At 40.9% G+C, this 22017-nt stretch carries 18 protein-coding genes; 12 read left to right on the top strand and 6 right to left on the bottom strand.

The features are described 5' to 3' along the window. Nucleotides 1-202: 202 nt before the first annotated feature. The 3 genes from KIH23_RS01555 (at nt 203) to KIH23_RS01545 (ending at nt 7104) form a co-directional block, all read left to right on the top strand. The gene (locus tag KIH23_RS01555; RefSeq protein ID WP_213210892.1) at nt 203-2617 is read left to right on the top strand and encodes a ribonucleoside-diphosphate reductase subunit alpha; all 2415 of its coding nucleotides are present in this window, start codon (nt 203-205) and stop codon (nt 2615-2617) included. Between the two features lie 382 nt (nt 2618-2999). Further along, the gene (locus tag KIH23_RS01550) at nt 3000-4340 is read left to right on the top strand and encodes a deoxyguanosinetriphosphate triphosphohydrolase (RefSeq protein ID WP_213210891.1); all 1341 of its coding nucleotides are present in this window, start codon (nt 3000-3002) and stop codon (nt 4338-4340) included. Between the two features lie 79 nt (nt 4341-4419). Further along, nucleotides 4420-7104, top strand: a complete 2685-nt coding sequence (locus tag KIH23_RS01545) for a T9SS-dependent M36 family metallopeptidase (protein ID WP_213210890.1) — start codon at nt 4420-4422, stop codon at nt 7102-7104. A 51-nt stretch (nt 7105-7155) separates the two neighbouring features. Here the strand turns inward: KIH23_RS01545 and dxs are convergent, their stop codons facing one another. Beyond that, nucleotides 7156-8925 carry a 1-deoxy-D-xylulose-5-phosphate synthase gene (dxs, locus tag KIH23_RS01540; protein WP_213210889.1) on the bottom strand — a complete coding sequence of 590 codons (1770 nt, stop codon included), beginning with the start codon at nt 8923-8925 and terminating at the stop codon, nt 7156-7158. A gap of 38 nt (nt 8926-8963) precedes the next feature. Between dxs and KIH23_RS01535 the strand changes: the two genes are divergently transcribed. Both KIH23_RS01535 and KIH23_RS01530 read left to right on the top strand, forming a co-directional pair. Further along, complete coding sequence (locus tag KIH23_RS01535) at nt 8964-9413, top strand: nucleoside deaminase (protein ID WP_213210888.1); 450 nt, start codon at nt 8964-8966, stop codon at nt 9411-9413. 22 nt (nt 9414-9435) lie between these two features. Continuing rightward, nucleotides 9436-10221 carry a DUF3050 domain-containing protein gene (locus tag KIH23_RS01530; protein WP_213210887.1) on the top strand — a complete coding sequence of 262 codons (786 nt, stop codon included), beginning with the start codon at nt 9436-9438 and terminating at the stop codon, nt 10219-10221. Between the two features lie 161 nt (nt 10222-10382). Here KIH23_RS01530 and KIH23_RS01525 read toward each other — a convergent pair whose 3' ends face one another. Together KIH23_RS01525 and KIH23_RS01520 are read right to left on the bottom strand one after the other, a co-directional pair. After that, complete coding sequence (locus KIH23_RS01525) at nt 10383-11924, bottom strand: Rne/Rng family ribonuclease (protein ID WP_213210886.1); 1542 nt, start codon at nt 11922-11924, stop codon at nt 10383-10385. A 383-nt stretch (nt 11925-12307) separates the two neighbouring features. After that, a complete protein-coding gene (locus KIH23_RS01520) occupies nt 12308-12598 on the bottom strand; it encodes an HU family DNA-binding protein (protein WP_166333787.1) in 291 nt (96 codons plus the stop codon). A 135-nt stretch (nt 12599-12733) separates the two neighbouring features. Here KIH23_RS01520 and mutY point away from each other — a divergent pair, with 135 nt between their 5' ends. Genes mutY through gldD form a run of 4 tightly spaced genes read left to right on the top strand, consistent with a single transcriptional unit; the run spans nt 12734 to nt 16144 of the window. Next, nucleotides 12734-13771, top strand: a complete 1038-nt coding sequence (mutY, locus tag KIH23_RS01515; RefSeq protein WP_213210885.1) for an A/G-specific adenine glycosylase — start codon at nt 12734-12736, stop codon at nt 13769-13771. Between the two features lie 57 nt (nt 13772-13828). Next, entirely contained in the window at nt 13829-14251 is a 423-nt protein-coding gene (locus tag KIH23_RS01510; RefSeq protein WP_213210884.1) for a single-stranded DNA-binding protein, read from the top strand. Nucleotides 14252-14275: 24 nt separating this feature from the next. Beyond that, entirely contained in the window at nt 14276-15571 is a 1296-nt protein-coding gene (locus KIH23_RS01505) for a gliding motility-associated protein GldE (RefSeq protein WP_213210883.1), read from the top strand. 3 nt (nt 15572-15574) lie between these two features. After that, entirely contained in the window at nt 15575-16144 is a 570-nt protein-coding gene (gldD, locus tag KIH23_RS01500) for a gliding motility lipoprotein GldD (RefSeq protein ID WP_213211104.1), read from the top strand. Nucleotides 16145-16192: 48 nt separating this feature from the next. On the opposite strand, the gene KIH23_RS01495 is transcribed toward gldD, so the two are convergent. Continuing rightward, nucleotides 16193-16561 (bottom strand): heavy-metal-associated domain-containing protein, encoded by a 369-nt coding sequence (locus tag KIH23_RS01495; protein WP_213210882.1) that lies wholly within the window; start codon nt 16559-16561, stop codon nt 16193-16195. 115 nt (nt 16562-16676) lie between these two features. Here KIH23_RS01495 and KIH23_RS01490 point away from each other — a divergent pair, with 115 nt between their 5' ends. Further along, nucleotides 16677-17543 (top strand): DMT family transporter, encoded by an 867-nt coding sequence (locus KIH23_RS01490; RefSeq protein WP_213210881.1) that lies wholly within the window; start codon nt 16677-16679, stop codon nt 17541-17543. 43 nt (nt 17544-17586) lie between these two features. Here KIH23_RS01490 and KIH23_RS01485 read toward each other — a convergent pair whose 3' ends face one another. Both KIH23_RS01485 and KIH23_RS01480 read right to left on the bottom strand, forming a co-directional pair. Then, the gene (locus KIH23_RS01485) at nt 17587-19623 is read right to left on the bottom strand and encodes a M16 family metallopeptidase (RefSeq protein ID WP_213210880.1); all 2037 of its coding nucleotides are present in this window, start codon (nt 19621-19623) and stop codon (nt 17587-17589) included. 10 nt (nt 19624-19633) lie between these two features. Then, the gene (locus tag KIH23_RS01480; protein ID WP_213210879.1) at nt 19634-20947 is read right to left on the bottom strand and encodes a M16 family metallopeptidase; all 1314 of its coding nucleotides are present in this window, start codon (nt 20945-20947) and stop codon (nt 19634-19636) included. A 348-nt stretch (nt 20948-21295) separates the two neighbouring features. Between KIH23_RS01480 and rplU the strand changes: the two genes are divergently transcribed. Further along, on the top strand, nt 21296-21661 hold the full coding sequence (gene rplU, locus KIH23_RS01475; protein ID WP_213210878.1) for a 50S ribosomal protein L21: 366 nt from the start codon (nt 21296-21298) through the stop codon (nt 21659-21661). 23 nt (nt 21662-21684) lie between these two features. Continuing rightward, nucleotides 21685-21945, top strand: coding sequence for a 50S ribosomal protein L27 (rpmA, locus tag KIH23_RS01470; protein WP_213210877.1), 261 nt, complete (start codon nt 21685-21687; stop codon nt 21943-21945). Nucleotides 21946-22017: the final 72 nt, after the last annotated feature.

Here is a 22017-nt window from a genome sequence, read left to right as displayed (position 1 = left end):
GATTTTTACACGCCATAATGCCCAAACCAGACGGCCCTAGCCCCGATGGAGGCGGTATCCTTTTTTAAGGATTGGCTTGAGCGCCAGCAAAAGCATTTCCTTGAAAAAGATAAAGCCGAGAGCGGGAAAGAGCTTCTAAAAAACATAACAATTATCCGAGAGCAGAGAAGGGATTCGCTGTTATCACAAAAAACAAAACATTATGTATGTAGTAAAAAGAGACGGGCACAAAGAACCCGTCATGTTTGACAAAATTACCGACAGAATTAAAAAACTCTGTTATGGGCTCAACGATTTGGTTGATGCTGTAAAAGTAGCCATGCGCGTTATCGAGGGATTGTACGACGGGGTGACTACTTCTGAACTAGACAATCTAGCCGCCGAAACCGCCGCGTCTATGACCATCACGCACCCAGATTATGCTTTGTTGGCTGCGCGCATTGCGATTTCTAACCTTCATAAAAACACCAAAAAATCGTTCTCAGAAACCATGACTGATATGTATCAGTACGTGAATCCGAGAACTGGAAAATCTTCGCCACTCATTTCGGACGAAGTATACGAAGTGATTCAAAAAAACGCAGAGTTTTTAGATTCACACGTGATTTACAACCGCGATTTTAACTACGATTATTTCGGGTTCAAAACCTTGGAGCGTTCGTATTTGCTTAAGATCAACGGAAAAATTGTCGAGCGTCCGCAGCATATGCTGATGCGCGTTTCAGTCGGAATTCACTTAGATGATTTAGATGCTGTGATTGAAACCTACGAACTCATGTCGAAGAAATTCTTCACGCATGCTACGCCGACTTTGTTCAATGCCGGAACCCCGAAACCGCAAATGTCTTCTTGTTTCTTGTTGACCATGAAAGATGACAGTATAGACGGTATATATGATACTTTGAAAAACACGGCTAAAATTTCGCAATCAGCCGGTGGAATCGGGCTTTCAATTCACAACGTTCGCGCCACTGGTTCGTACATTCGCGGAACCAACGGAACTTCAAACGGAATTGTGCCGATGTTGCGCGTATTCAATGATACCGCGCGTTATGTAGACCAAGGTGGCGGAAAACGCAAAGGAAGTTTTGCGATTTATTTAGAGCCTTGGCATGCCGATATTTTTGAATTCCTCGATTTGAAAAAGAACCACGGAAAAGAAGAAATGCGTGCGCGTGATTTGTTCTTTGCGATGTGGACTTCAGATTTATTCATGAAGCGTGTTGAAGAAGACAGCAAATGGACACTCATGTGTCCGAATGAATGTCCTGGTTTGTACGATAGCTATGGCGAAGAGTTTGAAGCTTTGTATACATCATATGAAGCACAAGGCAAAGGCCGCAAAACCATTAAAGCGCGCGAGTTGTGGGAGAAAATCCTCGAGTCGCAAATTGAGACAGGAACGCCTTATATGCTCTATAAAGACGCTGCGAACCGCAAATCAAACCAGAAAAACCTCGGAACCATTCGCTCGTCAAACTTGTGTACCGAAATCATGGAATACACTTCAGATGATGAAATTGCGGTATGTAACTTGGCCTCTTTGTCGCTTCCGATGTTTGTGGAGAACGGTGCTTTTAACCACGAATTGTTATACAACGTTACCAAACGCGTTACCCGCAACCTCAATAAAGTAATTGACCGCAACTATTATCCGGTGAAAGAAGCCGAAAACTCAAATATGCGTCACCGTCCGGTTGGATTGGGCGTACAAGGTTTGGCCGATGCATTTATTATGTTGCGTATGCCGTTTACCAGTGATGAAGCCAAAAAACTCAACCAAGAAATTTTTGAAACGCTCTATTTTGCTGCCGTAACCGCCTCAATGGAAATGGCTCAAGAAGAAGGCCCTTATTCAAGTTTTGCCGGATCGCCGATGTCACAGGGAGAATTCCAATACAACCTTTGGGGCTTGAAAGATGAAGATTTATCAGGGCGTTGGGATTGGGCGTCGCTCAGAAAACAAGTCGTTGAGCACGGAGTGCGCAACTCATTGCTTGTAGCGCCAATGCCAACTGCTTCAACGTCGCAAATCTTAGGCAACAACGAAGCTTTTGAGCCGTACACATCCAATTTGTATACGCGCCGTGTACTTTCGGGTGAGTTTATTGTGGTCAACAAACACTTGCTGGAAGATTTGGTAAAACGCGGATTGTGGAATGAAGACATCAAACAAGAAATCATGCGCCACAACGGATCGATTCAAAACATTGAATCTATTCCGGATGATTTAAAAGAACTATACAAAACCGTTTGGGAAATGTCTATGAAAGACATTATTGATATGTCGCGTCACCGCGGTTATTTCATTGACCAATCGCAGTCGCTCAACTTGTTTATGCAAGATGCGAACTACGCCAAGCTCACTTCGATGCATTTTTACGCATGGAAATCAGGCTTAAAAACCGGTATGTATTACCTCAGAACCAAATCGGCGGTAGACGCTATTAAGTTTACCCTGAAAAATGATAAAAAAGCCGAACCAGCTCAAGAAGCCGTTGCCGTTGAGGTAGCCGAGCCAAATGAAACCGGAGAAATGTCGGCAGAAGACTTTGCAGCCATGATCGAACGCGCCCGCAATGCCGGACCGGACGATTGTGAGATGTGTGGATCGTAATTATTGAGACATTTACATTCCATTAAACAGCTATCTATTGCAGGTAGCTGTTTTGTTTTATTAGCATTTTCCGAAGCTGTCATTCTGACGATAGGAAGAATTAGAAGCCGGGAACCTGCTTTTCGCTGTATCTTTTACTTCGCTGCGCTGCGTAAAAGGATGCAGCTTCCATCAGGGCTAGGGTTTTTGAGTATATTTGATCTTTTGTTTTCAAAATAAAGCGAGCGTCGCCATTAGTGATTGTAAATGCCGAATGCCCACCGAACTGAACGAAGTTAAATTATCAGGGCTAGACCCTACACTTCGACATTCGTTGTTCGTTGATCATCGGTTCAACATTCAAACAACGAACAGAAGAACAACGAATATTGAAATTTAAAATATGAACTGGGAACAACTCTTATCACTCAAACGTCAAGGCGACACCGCCAAACGATTGCGCAAAGAACAAGACGATACACGCTTGGGCTTTGAGGTTGATTATGACCGCATTATTTTTTCGGCAGCCTTCAGAAGTTTGCAAGACAAAACGCAAGTGATTCCGCTATCCAAAACCGATTTTGTGCATACGCGTCTCACCCACAGCTTAGAAGTTTCGGTCGTGGGCCGTTCACTGGGCCGATTGGTCGGAAAAAAAATCATTGAAAAACATCCGTATTTGCAAGAAGTGCACGGTTTTCATATGAATGATTTCGGCGCTATTGTGGCCGCCGCATCGCTCGCGCATGACATCGGAAATCCGCCGTTTGGACATTCAGGTGAAAAAGCCATTGGCGAGTATTTTTCAATCGGACCCGGGCTCAAATTCAAGGCGCAACTCACTGACAAACAATGGCAAGATTTGATTGATTTTGAAGGCAATGCCAATGGTTTTTCGGTGCTGACCGGCAACCGTCCGGGCATTGAGGGCGGCCTGAGAATATCCTATGCCACTTTGGGCGCTTTTATGAAATATCCCAAAGAGAGTTTGCCTAAAAAACCTACGAAAAATATCTCCGACAAAAAGTACGGTTTCTTTCAGGCGGATAAAGATTTCTTTCAAGAGGTTGCGGCTGATTTGGGTTTGATTCGCAATAAGTCAGGGAATGATATCGGTTTTGAACGCCATCCGCTGGCTTATCTGGTCGAAGCAGCCGACGATATTTGCTATACCATTATTGATTTTGAAGACGGAATCAACCTCGGGCTGGTTTCAGAAGATTACGCTTTAGAATATCTCATCAAACTCGTTCAGGGCAATATTGATACGGATAAATACAAGACGCTGGAAACCCGCGAAGACCGCATTAGTTATTTGCGTGCTTTGGCCATTAATACGCTCATTAACGATGCCGTTCGGGTGTTTTTAGAAAACGAAGAAGCTATTTTGCAAGGCAAATTTCCGTATGCACTCACCGATAAAAGCAAGTATAAAGCACAAATGGATGACATCATTCAACTGAGTGTTCAAAAAATCTATCGCAGCCGCGAAGTCATTGATAAAGAGCTCAAAGGCTATCAAATTATACACACTTTACTCGATAAATTCATTACGGCTTATAACAATCGCGCTGAAGGAAAAAAAACGCAATATGACCAACTTTTGCTGCAAATTTTACCCGAGAAACACCTCATTGAAAAAGAGTCGTTGTATGGTCGGTTGTTGCATATTTGTCACTTTATTTCTTTGTTGACAGATGGCAATGCATTGCTTTATTATCAGAATATTACAGGTCTTAAATGATAGATTGTTAATGTTTTAAATCGATGTTTGAAATAATCAAAAAAATAAGTTAAGTTTGTTGCTCAAAAAATTTAAAACAATGAAAAAAATTACACTATTAGCCGCATTGTTTTTCTCAGTTGTAGGGTTTTCTCAGGATAATAAAAAACTGATTCAATCGTACATTGAGAGTAACCGTGGAAAGTTTGGACTTACTGCTCAGGATGTTTCTGATTGGTCAATCCAAAGAGAATTTAATGGTAAAGGAACCAAAATCACCAGTTGTTATGTGGTTCAAAAATACCAAGGCGTTGAAATTTTCAATGCACAGTCAAACGTTTCTGTGAAAAATGGAGAAGTTCTTAGATGGGCCAACAATTTTCACGCAAATGTTGCTCAAAAAGTAAACACAGTCAATCCGTCTTTGTCGGTAGTTGAGGCTTTGAATAGAGCTTATGCTGATATGGGTTATGCAGCTGAAAACTTTTCTATTTTATCATCAACCGATGGTAAAAATTTCAACATTACCGATGGGAAGCACGAAGATCCAATCGTAGCCAAATTGGCTTTTTTGCCGGTTGCTGATAAACTTAACTTAGCCTGGGGTTTTCAATTCTACTCACCAGATGCTAAGCATTATTGGGACGTAAAAATTGACGCGGTTAACGGTAGAATTCTCGATAAAAAAGACTTGACCATTAGCTGTAAAATGGGAGACGCTGCTCACATTAACCACGATGCGAGAAGCAATTTTAATTTTCAGTTAAATGCTTTAAATCCAACTTCGGTATCTTCATTAGTGGCTGCGCCAGGTTCATACAGAGTGTTGCCTTACAATGTTGAAAGTCCTAACCACGGTAATTTTGAGTTGATTTCAACTGCTGGTAATGCGTTGGCATCTCCAAATGGATGGCATGATGCCAATACTATCGGAGGTACATCGGCTGCGTTGAGATTTACCTACACCAGAGGTAACAATATTTTAGCGCAAGAAGATGCAAACGGTGACAATGGTAACGGTGTTCGCCCTGACGGAACGGCTGCCTTGTCATTTGACTTTCCATATTTAAATCAAACCAATCAACCAACTGCTTACACACCTGCAGCTACTACCAATTTATTTTACATGACCAACATCATGCATGACATTTGGTATCAGTATGGTTTTGATGAAGCTAATGGTAATTTTCAACAAAATAACTTAGGCCGTGGCGGAACTGCTTCGGCTACCGGAGATGCTGTTTTTGCCGATTCACAAGATGGATGGTCACAAACCACAGCTACTTTGAACAATGCAAACTTTACCCCTACTAATGATGGGGTAAGACCAAGAATTCAAATGTTTATGTGGACATTAGGAGCGCCTCCGACCAACTATATCACCATTAATTCTCCTGCCTCAATTGCTGGGCAATATGCAGCTACAACCAATGTTTTTGAAGGAACCGATAGAATTCCGGTACCTCCTGCACCTAACGGAATCACCAGAGATTTAGCTTTATATCAAAACAATCCAACTCCTCCGGGATACAATTCAGCATGTCAAACACCAACAAATCCGTTTGATTTGACTGATAAAATCGTCTTGATAAGACGTGGTGGTTGTTTCTTTAACCTAAAAGTTAAGAATGCTCAAGATGCCGGTGCTGCTGCGGTTATTGTAATGGATAGTATTCCAGACAACCCAACCAGACTTTCTATGAGTTCTACAGGTTTGTTAGGAATTACTATTCCTGCTGTGTTTGTTACCAAAGAAATCGGTGATTCATTTGTAGCTGAGTTGACCAATGGTGCTGTTAATGCTAAGATTGAAGTTCCTGCCGACTTGTATTTATATGCTGATGGTGATTTTGATAATGTTGTTATTGGTCACGAATATGGTCACGGTATCTCTAACCGTTTAGTAGGCGGTGGTTCAGCCGGCTGTATGGCCAACTATGAGCAAATGGGTGAAGGTTGGTCTGACTGGTTCGGATTAATGAATCAAATCAAGTCAACCGATACAGGTGATATGCCTAAAGAAATAGGAACCTATGTCATCAACCAACCAACTACTGGTTTTGGCCTTAGAGATTTTCCTTATTCAACAGATTTAGGTGTCAATCCAAGAACTTTTGCAGATTCAAATATTGCTATTCCGACAGATCCAGCAGATACAGCTTACCGTTATGTTGTGGGTGAGTTTTGGGCTTCTTGTCTTTGGGATTTGACTTGGGCATACATCAATAAATATGGTTATGATCCGGACATCTACAACGGAACGGGTGGTAACAACAAAGTGATGCGCTTGGTAGCTGATGCTCTTAAATTAGAAAATTGCGCAGGTACTAATATTGTTACCGGTAGAGATAATTTATTTGCTGCAGATCAAGCAACCACCGGTGGTCAAGATTATTGCCTAATTGCTGATGTTTTTGCCAGAAGAGGTGTTGGACTTAATGCTAGTTCTGGAAGCAATAATGATTGCGGTGATCAGGTTGAGGATTTTACAGCTTTCCCTGCAGGTCCTAACTGTACGTTAGCAGTAAACTATTTTGATAAAGCTGATATGTTCCGTATTTATCCAAATCCGGCTAACAACTTGGTAAATGTTCGTATCAATAACTATACTGGTAAAGTAAATATCCAAATCGTTGACACCAACGGTCGTGTAGTGATGAATCAAACAGATGCTAACTTTAACGTAGAAAAAGCCATCAACATCAGCGGTTTACAAGCCGGTGTTTATGTGGTGAAAATTTCGGGAGATAACATCAACCACACACAAAAATTCATCAAGAAATAATATTCCTACTTGATAAGCAAAAGCCCAATCTTTCGATTGGGCTTTTTTGTTTTATAATTGATCAAAAAAATCAGATAAACCATCAATGTCTATTTGGCAAAGCCGTTGAAGTTCTTCAACCGTTCCGTGTTCTATAAACAAATCAGGAACGCCTAAATTCTTAATAGTTGTTTGGTATCTATTCTCTTGCGCAAACTCATTAACAGCACTACCAAATCCTCCTTTGATGCATCCGTCTTCAATGGTAATGATGGTTTGGAACTTTTTACAAATTTTATGTAGTGCCGTTTGATCAAGTGGTTTTACAAAGCCAAAATCATAATGTGCCAGATCATTTTCTTTTTCAAGTTTTTCAATCGCTTTGGATGCGTTGTAACTGATGGTTCCGCAGGATAGCACAGCTACTTTGTTACCTTCTTTTAAGCAAGTAGCTTTCCCGATTTCAATTGCCTGGTAATCCATTTGCCAATTAACATTGTGTCCGCGTCCTCTTGGATAACGAATGGCAATGGGATGTTGCAAGCCCAATTGCGCAGTATATAAAATGTTTCTGAGCGCAACTTCGTCTTTGGGGGCATAAATAATCAGATTCGGAATACAACGCAAAAATGCCAAATCATATAAACCGTGGTGTGTAGCTCCATCTTCACCTACCAATCCCGCTCTGTCTAAACAAAAAATGACCGGCAAGTTTTGCAAAGCCACATCGTGAATGACTTGGTCATAAGCGCGTTGCAAAAAGGTTGAGTAGATATTGCAATACACAATCATTCCTTGGGTAGCCATTCCTGCCGAAAGTGTTACGGCATGTTGTTCTGCAATGCCCACGTCAAAAGCGCGTTCAGGCAAAGCATCCATCATGATTTTGAGGGAACTTCCTGTGGGCATAGCAGGAGTAATTCCTACAATCCTTTCGTTTTTCTGAGCCAAATCAAGCAGAGTTAATCCAAAAACATCTTGATATTTTGGAGGCAAATTTGACTCTGTTGTTTTGAGAATTTCGCCGGTGGTTTTGTCAAATTTCCCCGGCGCATGATACTTTACTTGGTGCTCTTCGGCCATAGAAAAGCCTTTGCCTTTGGTGGTTATGATGTGTAAAAACTTTGGGCCTTTTACTTTCTTGAGGCGTTTGAGTTCGTTTATTAAACTTTGAATGTCATGCCCGTCAATAGGTCCGGAATAGTCAAAATTAAGTGATTTGATGATGTTGTTCTGTGGGGGATTTTTTCCCTCTTTAACTGCGGTCAAGTAGTTTTTGAGCGCGCCCACACTGGGGTCAATCCCGATGGCGTTGTCGTTGAGAATAACCAACAAATTAGCATTGGTCACCCCGGCATGGTTCAAACCTTCAAAGGCCATTCCTGAAGCAATCGACGCGTCGCCAATTACAGCAATGTGCTGACGATGTTCTTCGCCTTTGAGTTTAGAGGCAATAGCCATGCCCAGAGCCGCTGAAATTGAGGTGGATGAATGTCCAGTGCCAAATGCGTCAAAAACGCTTTCAGAACGTTTCGGGAAGCCTGAAATACCACCCAATTGACGGTTGGTATGAAACAAATCTTTGCGCTCGGTGAGTATTTTGTGTCCGTAGGCTTGATGGCCTACATCCCAAATGAGCAAATCGTCGGGTGTGTTAAAAACGTAATGTAGAGCGATGGTGAGTTCAACAACACCCAAACTCGCGCCCAAATGTCCTTCTTTGACTGACACGATATCAATGATAAACTGTCTGAGTTCTGCAGCCAATTGCGGCAGTTGTTGCGGGCTTAGTTTCCGCAAATCATCAGGGTTTTGAAGTTGTGCAAGTAAATTTTCAGACATGAAGCAAAGGTAACAAATTGAATTCCTATTTTTGCGGCATGGAACCGATTTTCACCGATGAATACTTTATGCGTAAAGCGCTTCAAGAAGCCGAGATTGCCTTCGAAAAAGGCGAAGTTCCTGTGGGTGCCGTGGTGGTGGTTGACAACAGAGTCATTGCCCGAACCCATAATTTGACCGAAGTGTTGCACGATGTGACCGCGCATGCTGAAATGCAAGGCATTACTTCGGCAGCGAATTTTTTGGGCGGAAAATATTTAGTCAATTGTACGCTTTATGTAACCCTTGAACCTTGTCAAATGTGTGCCGGCGCTCTGTATTGGAGCCAACTCTCGCGTTTGGTGTATGGTGCTTCTGATGCGCACAGAGGTTACCAAGTGATGGGAACGAAATTACACCCGAAAACCGAAGTCAAAAGTGGCGTGATGGCTGATGAAGCCTCGGCGCTGATGCAGCGTTTTTTTGCCGAACGCAGAAACAAAAAATAATCAAACATCCAAATAACATCCTATGAATACCCAAATTGAACACCTCAGAAAAGTTATTGAGCCGCTCAGGCAAGAAATCTTGAACCATCCGGTTTATCCGCTGATTCAATCGCCTGAAGATTTAAGCGTTTTTATGCAGTATCACATTTATGCCGTTTGGGATTTTATGTCGTTGCTCAAAACTTTGCAAAACAACTTGACCTGTACCTCGGTGCCATGGTTTGTGGTTGGGAACGCTCAAACGCGATATTTGATCAATGAAATTGTGGCCGGAGAAGAATCTGACCTCAATAGTCAAGGCGAGCGCATGAGCCATTTTGAATTGTATTTAAACGCCATGAAACAATCGGGTGCAGATACTGCGGCTATGGAAAGTTTTATTGCTGAATTGCAGAATTCCGGTGATTTTGACCGCGCTTTTTCGGTTTCAGGAACGCCTCAAGCTGCGCAAGATTTTGTACGCTATACTTTTGAAGTAATTGGCAGTAAAAAAAGCCATGTGCAATCGGCGGTGTTTACCTTTGGTCGTGAAGATTTGATTCCGGGAATGTTTATGTCGCTCATTGCTGATATTGACCTAAATTTTCCGGATAGTATATCAGAATTTAAGTATTATTTAGAGCGCCATATTGAAGTAGATGGCGATCACCACAGCCATTTGGCCCTGGAGATGACAGAGCAATTGTGCGGCGATGATGCCGCCTTTTGGCAAGAAGCCGAAGCCGCTGTTGTCAGAGGATTGCAAATGCGCAAAGCCTTGTGGGATGGCGTATATGAGGCGTTGGTGACCCAGCGTGTAGAGGTGTAATTTGTCTTTGAGAACAGATTTTTCTAAACCACTATTGTGCAGCCCGGATGGCAGCGGTATCCTCGCTCTGTAAGGGCGAGATAAAGCGAACAGCCGGAAGTGTCTGCCCTAAAAATAAAGCATAAAAAAACCGCCATCGGACTGAAGGCGGTTTTGTTTTTTTAAGAGATCATCTTTCCGGATTGATCGTAAAAATGATATTCTAAATACGTGTAAGCATCACGAGGTATGATTTTCACCCATTTCTTGTGCTCGATAAACCATTTCAAGCGCAAGGATGGAAAACCTTTACTGAGGTAAGCAGCCACAAACGGATGCGCACTGAGCACCAGTTTTTTGTGGGTTTTAATGAGTCGTTCAACCTCTGAACCGATTTTGTCGACCAAAACGATTGGCGCGTCTATTTGAGCGTTTTCGTTGTTTGGATCTTCTTCTCGTGTGTTGATGTTGACTTCGGGTCTTACGCGCTGACGCGTGATTTGAACCAAACCGAACTTGCTCGGCGGTAAGACTTTGTGTTTGGCTTTATCGTCATTCATTTCTTCGCGCAGAAAATCAAACAATACTTTGCGATTGTCGGGGTTTTGCATATCAATAAAATCAATTACGATGATGCCGCCCATGTCACGTAATCTGAGTTGTCTGGCGATTTCTGCTGCCGCGATTAAATTAACTTCTAAAGCTGTGTCTTCTTGATTGGTGGCTTTGTTTGAGCGGTTGCCGCTGTTCACGTCAATGACGTGCAGGGCTTCGGTATGCTCAATAATTAGATAAGCTCCTTTGCTCATCGAGACGGTTTTTCCGAAAGAAGTTTTGATTTGTCGCTCGATACCGAATTTTTCAAAAATCGGAGTATCTTTTGACTGATAAAGCTTTATAATAGTTTGTTTTTCGGGTGCAATTTCTTGCACGTAATCTTTGATTTGATCGTACAACTCTTCATCATCTATGTGAATACCGGTAAAAGTATCGTTAAAAACGTCTCGTAAAATAGACGATGCTCGGTTGAGCTCGCCCAATACTTTTGACGGATGATGTGCTGTTGGTAATTTTTTACACATTGCAGTCCACCTAATCATGAGGTTCTGCAAATCTTTTTCTATTTCTGCTGTTTTTTTGCCTTCGGCTACTGTGCGGACAATAATACCGAATCCTTTGGGTCTGATGGTTTGTACTAGTTTTTTAAGGCGGTCTTTTTCGGCTCTTTCTTGAATTTTTTGAGAAACCGAAACCCGATCTGAAAACGGTACCAAAACGATATATCGTCCGGCAAGTGAGAGTTCAGAACTAATGCGGGGGCCTTTGGTTGAAATAGGCTCTTTGACCACTTGTACTAATACTGATTGATTGGTGCCCAGCACGTCGGCTATGGCTCCGTCTTTATCAATCTCTTTTTCAAACTGAAAGTTCTTTAGGGAGAAATCTTTTATTTTACCTGTGCTTACAAGTTTTATGAATTTCAACTGAGAAGAAAGATTAGGTCCGAGGTCGTGATAATGTAAAAAGGCATCTTTTTCAAAGCCCACATTTACAAAAGCCGCGTTGAGTCCGGCAACGGGTTTGCGAATTTTTGCAATAAAAATGTCGCCGACCTGGAAGTTGTTTTGTTCTTCTTCTTTGTGTAATTCAATTAGTTTTCCATCTTTTAATAAGGCAAAATCAACGGCTTCAGAACTAGATCGGATGATTAATTCTTTATTCACACGTTAAATTTTTATCCGTGAAGTGGTTGTCGGTTTTGGTTAGCTGATTTTGGTTACAACCAACAACAGCCAATTGCGAACTGTCAACTTCTCAAGGATGGATTAAACAATATTTTACAGGTAGTATTACCCGGCGAGAATCAGAAAACAGAAGCAAGAATCAAGAAGCAAGACAAAATATCTTTCTTTTTTTTCTCTTTTTCTTTTCTCTGGGTCTCAATTTCAAGGAACGTTTAAAAAGAAAAAAGTAGTTTTTAGACTACTTTTTCTTTTTGTGACGGTTAGCTCTCGCTCTTTTTTTGCGTTTGTGCGTAGCTACCTTATGTCTTTTTCTTTTTTTACCACTTGGCATAGCTGGTGAATTTGTTGATTAATAAAAATTTTTATTTGGCCTCGTTGTTAGTTTTTACGCCTTCTACGAATACTTTAGCTGGTTTGAAAGCCGGAATGTTGTGCGCTGGAATTTTGATGGTGGTGTTTTTAGAGATATTTCTTCCGGTTTTTTCAGCTCTTGTTTTGATGATAAAGCTACCGAAACCTCTTAAATAAACATTGTCTCCTGTTTCTAAAGAAGTTTTTACTTCTTCCATAAAAGATTCTACAGTGGCTTGAACATCTCCTTTTTCAAGACCTAACTTCTCAGAAATTTTCGCTACGATGTCTGCTTTCGTCATTTTCTTTCGTATTTTAAAATATTAATTTGGTTTTTTTTGAGGCCGCAAATATATGAATTAATAAAACAATAATTCAACCTAATTCACTAAAATTTAATTACATAAACTTTTATTTTTGTAATCCAAAAAATTAACATGGATTTTGCCTTCCAAATTACTGACTGGTATCATCAAAACAAACGCAATTTACCTTGGCGAAACACCCGAAACCCTTATCATATTTGGCTTTCTGAAATTATGCTTCAGCAAACACGTGTGGCTCAAGGGTTGCCATATTATTATGCTTTTACCGAGGCTTTCCCCACGGTTACTGATTTGGCCAAGGCGCCAGAAGAGCGTGTTTTAAAGCTTTGGCAAGGTTTGGGCTATTATTCACGTGCTAGAAACCTACATCAAACGGCGCAAAAGATTGCTTTTGAATTCAACGGACAATTTCCTGAAAGTTATCAGGAATTGCTCAAATTAAAAGGAATTGGTAATTATACCGCTGCGGCCATTGCTTCGTTTTGTTTTGATCAAAAAGTTCCGGTGGTTGACGGAAACGTTTATCGAGTTTTGGCTCGTTATTTTGCCATGGATACAGATATTGCCTCTTCTGGAGCTTACAAAGAGTTTTTTGCCTTGGCTAATGAACTCATTTTAGATGAAAACCCGGGCTTATTTAATCAAGCCATTATGGAATTTGGTGCGCTTCAGTGTGTTCCCAAAAGCCCGAATTGTAATCAATGCCCTTTGAGTAGCGGTTGTTTGGCTAAAGCGAAGCAAAAGGTGAATGTTTTGCCTGTCAAAATTTCCAAAACTAAAGTTCAGGAAAAGCATTTTAATTACATATTTTTTGAAGATGATCTTGAGCAAACGCTGCTTGTACAGCGATCAAATTCTGGTATTTGGAAGAAGCTTTACGAGTTTCCGTTGATTGAAACAGCAGAAGTAGCAACTGAAGATGTAATCATTAATTGGTTGAATAAATCTGAGTATCAAAAACAATGGCTTTCAGTAACTCAACTAATCTCAGCAGAAATCTCACATCGATTAACCCATCGTTTGTTGCATATTAAATTTTGGAAAGTAAGGATTAAAAGTCAGCTCAATAACGGACTCAGTCGGGCATCAGCTCTCGCGTTGCCAACCCCTATTGTGATTTTTAATTTTATGAATAAGCAATGGAGTTAGCTTTAAAAAAATTACTACATTTGGTCGAATTACAACCATCCCAAAAAACCTCTAAAAATGAGTGGAACTTTAAATAAAGTAATGTTGATCGGGCATTTAGGTGAAGACATCAAAATGCACTATTTTGAAGGCGGAAACTGCATTGGTAGATTCCCTTTGGCTACCAATGAAACCTATATCAACAAATCAACCAACGAAAAAATTACCTCGACAGAGTGGCATAATTTAGTGGTGCGCAACAAAGCAGCTGAGATTTGCGAAAAATACCTATCAAAAGGCGATAAAATATACGTTGAAGGCCGAATCAAATCAAGACAATGGCAAACTGAAGAAGGCGTGACCAAATACACCACCGAAATTCAGGTAACCGAGTTTACGTTTCTCAACGTAAAAAAAGAAATTGAACCTAGATCGACAGACAAGAACACAGGTTTTGACGGTAGCTCGAACTCAATGCCAGACAACGACATGCCGTTCTAAATTGTCTCACTAATTTGTTTTCATTTGGACCCTGAGCCCAGTTATACACTTTGGTTAAACCTTGACACCCAAACACTTTTAGGGTTTGCAGGAATATTTGTTCTGCTTTTTTGTTCTGCGATGGTTTCAGCTTCTGAAGTTGCTTACTTTTCACTCACCCAAAAAGATTTAGATTTTTGCGCTAAAAAAAATCCTGAAAAAGCCCGACTCATTTCGGCTTTGCTCGATAAACCCAAAAAATTACTAGCCACTTTGCTTGTTGCGAACAATTTCATCAACATCGGAGTGGTTATTTTGTTTTCGGTAGTGGGCAATCATCTTTTTGAAAGCATCGCTTCGCCGGTTTTGAGATTTGCTACCGAAGTGGTTTTGGTTACGTTCTTAATTTTGCTTTTTGGAGAAGTTTTGCCCAAGGTTTACGCCAATCGAAACAATTTGAAATTTGCCCAATGGGTGATTTATCCGCTTACGATGTTGGATAAAATTCTTTCGCCCATCAGTATTCCGATGCGTTCTATATCTATTTATTTGCACGATAAACTCGGAAAACAAAAGACTAATTTTTCGGTCGATCAACTCTCACAAGCGCTCGAACTTACTTCAAGCGACGATACGACACAACAAGAACAAAAAATCCTTCAGGGAATTGTTTCGTTTGGCAATACCGATACCAAGCAAGTCATGAGTCCGCGCATTGATTTGTTTGCGCTTGAAATTTCTGAAACCTTTTCTGAAATTCTTCCTAAGATTACCGATAAAGGCTATTCGCGAATTCCGGTGTATCGCGAACATATCGATCAGATTCAAGGCGTTTTGTTTGTTAAAGATTTGCTGCCGTACATCCACAAAAAAGAATTTAATTGGACCACACTTTTGCGCGAGCCTTTCTTTGTGCCTGAGAACAAAAAGCTTGATAATTTGCTCCAAGATTTTCAGCGCATGAAAAGCCATTTAGCGGTGGTAGTTGATGAATACGGAGGAACCTCCGGTGTGGTTTCGCTTGAAGATGTGATTGAAGAAATTGTGGGCGATATAAGCGATGAATTTGATGATGAAGATGTTCATTTTTCGCAAATTGACGATCAAAACTATTTGTTTGAAGGAAAGGTCAACCTCAAAGATTTTTATCGCATTACCGGTGCCGAAGATGATTTATTTGAGAAGCACAAAGGCGAGGCCGAAACTTTAGCCGGATTTATTTTGGAAGTTTTGGGTAATTTTCCAAAAAAAGGCCAGAAAATACATTTTGAAAAATACCGTTTTACGATTGAAACACTTGATAAAAAACGCATCAAACAAATAAAAGTAACCCTTGAATAAATGATGAAACAAACTTCTTTTGCTTCTTTTTTAATATTGATTTTACTCGCACTTACCTCTTCGTCTTGTCGTAAAGAAATTTTACCCAAGCCCAAAGGTCAATTGCGATTAGACTATAATGAAGCAACCTATGATCATTTTGAAAACAATTGTCCGTTTACTTTTGATATGAATTCAGAGGCCGTCATCAAAGAAAAATCGGATTGTAATTTTGAGATTCATTATCCCAAAATGAAGGCCACCATTTATTTGACCTACAAACCTGTTTCTGGTAATATTAAAGTGCTTTTGCGCGATGCTCAGAAACTCACCTATGAACATGTGATCAAAGCGGATGATATCTTAGAACAACCTTTCATCAATCAGGAACATAAAGTTTATGGTATGTTTTATAATGTTGACGGAAACGCTGCCACCAACGGACAGTTTTATGCTACTGACAGCACAAAGCACTTTATAGACTGCTCTGTTTATTTTTATGCCAAGCCCAATTTTGATTCGATTATGCCCGCGGCTAGTTATGTAAAGAATGACATGCAGCGCCTGCTTGAAAGCCTACGTTGGAAGAAATAAAAAAGGAACCCGAGCAAGGTTCCTTTAATTTTTGTAATGGTTCAGAATTTATTTTCCGGCCACCATATTAGATACTTTATACGTTTTTCCGTCGGCGGTAGCTTCTACCAATTTGGTCAATGATTCTGGTGTTTGCAGTGAACTGTCAAAGCTAACGGTAGCGAGTTTTTTGTCAAAATCAACCGTTGCTTTTTGAACACCGTCTAAGTCTGTTAATTCGTCCTGAATAGTTTTGGCGCAACCAATGGCGCAAGTCATGCCTTCAATGGTAAAGGTAGCGGTTTGTAATTTTTCAGGATTAATAGCGTGTTTTGCTTTTGCTACAGCGTGATCTGGCGCTGGGCTGGCCGTTTGTTTGCAACCGGTGGCGATGAATCCGCAACAAGAGGCAACTGCGAAAATTTTTGATAAGTTCATGAGATGAGGTATTAGTTAGAGGGATGCATCATCTGAAGAATCCGCAACAAAAATAATTATTTTTCTCAGGGTCAATTCATAAAATTATTACAAATTTGAACTCAAATTCATCACTATGGAAACCCGTCAACTTAAATGGTTCTTACTTTTAGTGCTCTCCCTCATTTGGGGCAGTTCATTTATTTTGATTGAATTGGGTTTAGATGCGCTCAATCCTTTTCAGTTGGGTTCGCTCAGAATTGTTTGTGCCGCCGTTTTTTTGTTGGCGATGAGTTATAAAAACCTGCCCGAAATTCCTCGTCATCAATGGAAGTATGTGGCTTTGGCAGGATTGTTCGGCAATTTTATTCCGGCTTATTTTTTTGCTTTGGCTGAGACGCAAATATCGAGTTCTGTAACCTCAATTCTCAATTCGCTCACGCCGGTGAATGCGTTGATTTTAGGCACTGCTTTTTTCGGGCTCAGTGTAAAGCGTAGTCAGGTGATTGGTTTGATTGTGGGGTTAATGGGCACGCTGATTCTTATTTTAAGCGGCGCCATGAGTCACCCGAGTCAGAATTATTGGTTTGCAGGTTTTGTGATTGTAGCCACGATGTGTTATGCGACCAATGTGAATTTGGTCAAGAAATATCTTTCTGATTTGAGCCCGAAAGCCATCACCGCCGGAAACTTTGCCATCATGCTACTTCCTGCGCTCATCATATTAATTGTAACGGGTTATTTTGATATTGCAACGCAACCACAAGCGCTTAAGGCTTCTTTTTTTGTGCTGCTTTTGGGTGTTTTCGGAACCGGGATCGCCAATATTTTGTTTTACCGACTCATTCAGATTTCTTCACCGGTTTTCTCAACTCAGGTTACTTATTTGATTCCGATTGTGGCTTGTGGTTGGGGTATTTTTTACGGTGAATCACTCACTAGCTTGCAGCTTTTAGGAGCGGCGATTATTTTGCTGGGCGTTTATCTTACCGGAAAAAAATAAGGTCGTCTTTTCAGACAGCCTTATTTTTTTATGACGGATGTTTTTACTTGAAATCTTCGTCAGAAACGCTTTGGTTGATTTTGACTTCAGTGGTCACCAATAGAATTTCTATACCTAAGTTGATGCGCGTTTCATATGGAAACTTCAGCCCGTTAACTTCGCGGTAATCGCCAAACGAAATGGTTTGGGTGATTTCTTTTCCGCCCACGTTCAGCGTTAAAGCTTCGGCTATTTTGAGTCCGTTTTGGGCATCAAAATATTTGAGATTTTTACCGTCTTTGATGACATAAGCATCTGTACCGTTAAAGTTCTCTAATCCTTGCAAAACTACGCCCGGTTTGGTGAGCAATTCTAATTCATTAAACGGACGCGCCACTTGTTGGTATTCTTTGAATTCGTCTGGTGTTAAATCTTTGCGTTGGCCTTGCTGTATGATATAGCCTGATTTTTCATTGATGACTTGCTTCATCATTGACATGCCCATGGCTTTCATCTCGCGCATCATTTTGCCTGACGAAGTGCTTTTAGAAGTTAGCTCTACAGGAGCGCCTTGAATGGTTCCTGAAGCAACACTAATTAAAGTTTTGACTTCAGAAACTGCTTTTTGTCCGCCAATGTTTTTAAGGTAATTCTCTAGGACAGATTTGGCGGTGACTTCAGTTGGAACTATGCGTTTGTATTCAGGTTTGGTTGTGTTTCCGCCCCATTTATCAAAATAAAACATCGGAATTTTGAGCTTTTCTAACCCCGGAATAATTTCTTCGCCTTTACCGGCAATGACGATTCTGGCTTTCTCGGGTTTGAGGTAAAGATTGGCTACACGCAAAATATCTTCAGCGGTTACTGCATTGATGTTGCGAATGTAATTTTCATAAAAATCTTCCGGTAAATTCTGGGTTCTGGTGCGCAGCGCATAACCCGCAATAGCCTGCGGTTTTTCAGTTTGCATGACAAATTGCCCGATAAAACTCGCTTTGGCATCTTTGAGCTCTTTTTCAGAAACTTTTTCGGCGCGCATGCGTTTCACTTCGCCCATCATTTCAACTACTGCGCTGTCGGTTACGGCATTGCGCACTTGTGCATATGCAATAAATCGGCCTATGTGTTTTTGTGCGCCAATGTTTGATCCGGCATCATACGTCCAGCCGTGCTTTTCGCGAATGTTGTCCATGAGATGTCCGTTGCCGCCACCCAAAATGTAGTTGGTCAACATGACAGGAAAATAATCGCTATCAGTCATTTTGAGTCTGCTGAGATTCATAATCGAAATTTCTGACTGAACTGCATTGGGCACATCGACAAAATTAATTTGTGCATACTGTACATCTTTTGGGTCAGTATAGCTTAGGTTGGGTGCTGCTGCTTTGAGCCATGGGCCGAATAATTCTTCAATCTGAGTTTTGATTTCGTCAAATTTGACATCACCAATCACAACCAAATAAGCGTTCTCAGGAACAAAATAAGTGTTGTAATTCAAAATCACATCGTCGAGTGTAATGCTTTTCAATGAATTTTCTGAAACATATTCGCCAAACGGATGGTTTTTTCCGTAGCACAAAACATTCTCTACGCGACGCGCAATGGTTGAGACATCTTTTTCTCCGGCCTTGAGGCTTTCAAGCATTTTGGCTTTTTCTTTGTCAAATTCAACTTGGTTAAAAACGGTGTGCAAAGCGCCTTGAGACATGAGTTCTAGAATGCGTTTGCTGTATTTTGAAAGCCCGCTGGCGTAAGCTCCATCACTGCTAAAATTAACCGAAGCGCCCAAAAAATCAACTTCTTCATTAAAGGTATCTTTGGTGGTTTTTTCAAATCCGCTGCCCAAAAGAACGCCTGTTAAATCGGCGACTCCTTTTTTAGGAGCCTCAGCATAAGGCGGATTGTCTATGGTGAGGTTAAATGAAACGCGCGGGAGTTTATGATTTTCAACCACCAAAACCTTGAGTCCGTTGCCGAGTTCAAAAGTTTGTGGTTTTCCGATATTGACTGTCGGGGCAGGACCCGGTTTGGGCATCGGAATAATTTGTGCTTGCAGCGTTAAGCTCAAACAAAATAGGGTAAAGGCTAAATATCTTTTCATCAATCTTGTATTAATTTGATTTTGGAATATAATTCAACAACAAACGTTGGTTGGCGTTGAGGTATTTTTTGGCCGCTTCGCGAATTTCTTCACGCGTGATCGATCGATAGATGTTGGCTTCAGTATTCACCAAATTCACATCGCCAAACAACATATAATATTTGGCTAAGTTCTCGGCAATTTTCTCCACGCCTGAATTTCGGCTCACAAAATCGGTGTCAATGGCGTTTTGCAGTTTTTGATAATCGCGTTCTGAGATGAGTTCGGTTTGTAGTTTGAGAATTTCTTGGTCAATTTCGGCCAAAATGCTTTCGGTTGGGTTGTTGCCCATCGGCAATCCGTAAATTACATACATGCCGTAATCTTCCTGGCTCACCGGGAAAGCACCAATTTGCAAAGCCATTTTTTTCTCATCGACAATTTTCTTGTACAAACGTGAACTTTTTCCGTCGCTTAAAATAGCAGCAATCAAGTCAAGAACTCGAGCTTCGCGGGTTTTCATCGACGGAATGCGGTAACCTACCACAATGGCCGGAATCTGAATATTCGGGTCTTCATATTTTGCTTGAATGGTTTGGGTAATCGGATCTTCGGTTGCGTTGATTTTCTCTGGGTCGGCTGATTTTTTGATTGGGCCAAAGTACTTTTTGATCCAATCAACAGCTTGTTGGGTTTCAAAATTTCCGGCTACGACCAAGACTGCATTGTTGGGTACGTAGAATTTTTTGTTGAACGCTTGAAAATCAGCCAATGTGGCGGCGTCAATATGTTCCATTGAGCCATCAATATTCCAGCGATACGGATGCTTGGTAAACAAGTATTTGCGCACTTCAGCCAGTAAACTTCCGTAGGGTTGGTTGTCCATTTTGAGGCGTTTTTCTTCTTTGACCACTTCTTTTTGGGTGTCAACGCCCACTTGGTTGATGACGGGTTGTCTGAGTCGGTCGGCTTCCATCCACAAAGCGAGTTCAAGATTGTTGGATGGAAACACTTCATAATAATAGGTTCTGTCTACCGAAGTATTGGCGTTGTTGTAGCCGCCGTTGCCCGAAACAATTTTCATCCATTCGCCTTTGGGGATGTTGGTGGTGCCTTCAAAAAGCAAATGCTCAAAGAAATGGGCAAATCCGGTGCGGTTGGGATTTTCATTTTTGGTGCCGACATGATACATCACAGAGGTTGTAATGACCGGAGCGGTTTTGTCTTGATGCAGAATGACATGCAAGCCGTTGTCAAGGGTGTATTCTTGAAATTCAATTTTTTGGGCGAATAAGTTGCTGCTCAAAATAGTCAGTAAGCAGCCAATGAAACAAGTTTTTCTCATATAAATTTCATTTTTTCAGATTTTAGTCTGCTTTGCATAAGATTGTGTTACGCCAAATGTAGCATTTTTAGTTGAAGTTTTCTGCGTTACGGATTTGCGTGAGCGATGACAGTGGAAATCCTTTTGTGTCTTTTTAAAGCGCAAAAGATTGGAACGTACAGCGCGACGGCGCAGCACAGAGTTGATGAATAGAAAAAACTTGTACGCCGGCACGCCCTAAAAAACCACGATAAAAGCCAGCTAGGGTTGTTGGTTTTGAATAACTTGATTTTTTTTGCGCAAGTTGTTGTAGGTGTCAATTTTAGCTGTATATTTGCGTCCATTTTATAAACAACTAAATTCATTGTTATGTATGCAATCGTAGAGATAGCAGGGCAACAATTCAAAGTAAGCAAAGACTTAAAGGTGTATGTTCACCGTTTGGCTAGCGAAGAAGGATCAAAAGTTTCTTTTGATAAAGTTCTTTTGTTGGACGATAACGGAAACGTTACTTTAGGCGCCCCGGCTATAGAAGGAGCTTCAGTTGAAGCCAAAGTGTTACAACACTTAAAAGGAGACAAAGTAATTGTTTTCAAAAAGAAAAGAAGAAAAGGGTACAAAAAGAAAAACGGTCACAGACAGTCTCTTACTCAAATCGTAATTGAAGGCATCAATGCTTCAGGCGCTAAAAAGAAAGCAGCTCCTAAAAAAGCAGAAGCAACAACTGAAGAATAATTAACATTAAAAACTAATACGTCATGGCTCACAAGAAAGGTGTCGGTAGTTCTAAGAATGGTAGAGAATCAGAATCGAAACGTTTAGGTGTTAAGATTTTTGGAGGTCAAGCTGCTATTGCAGGGAACATTATCGTAAGACAAAGAGGTTCTAAACACAATCCGGGTGAAAACGTTTACATCAGCAAAGATCACACTTTGCATGCAAAAGTAGACGGAATTGTGAAGTTCCAGAAAAAAGCTGATAACAAATCATACGTTTCTATACTTCCTTTTGAGGCGTAGACAAGCTAAAGCTTGTATACCTGAAGCCCACCGGGCTTCCTCCTCTTAATATCAAATCATTTGAAGCTTAAG

Origin of the sequence: Flavobacterium sp. CYK-55, assembly GCF_018413465.1 — a bacterium.
In the GTDB taxonomy this organism is placed as follows: Bacteria; Bacteroidota; Bacteroidia; order Flavobacteriales; family Flavobacteriaceae; genus Flavobacterium.
The sequence above is the reverse complement of the archived record's forward strand: the minus strand, read 5'-3'. Positions and strand labels throughout refer to the sequence as shown.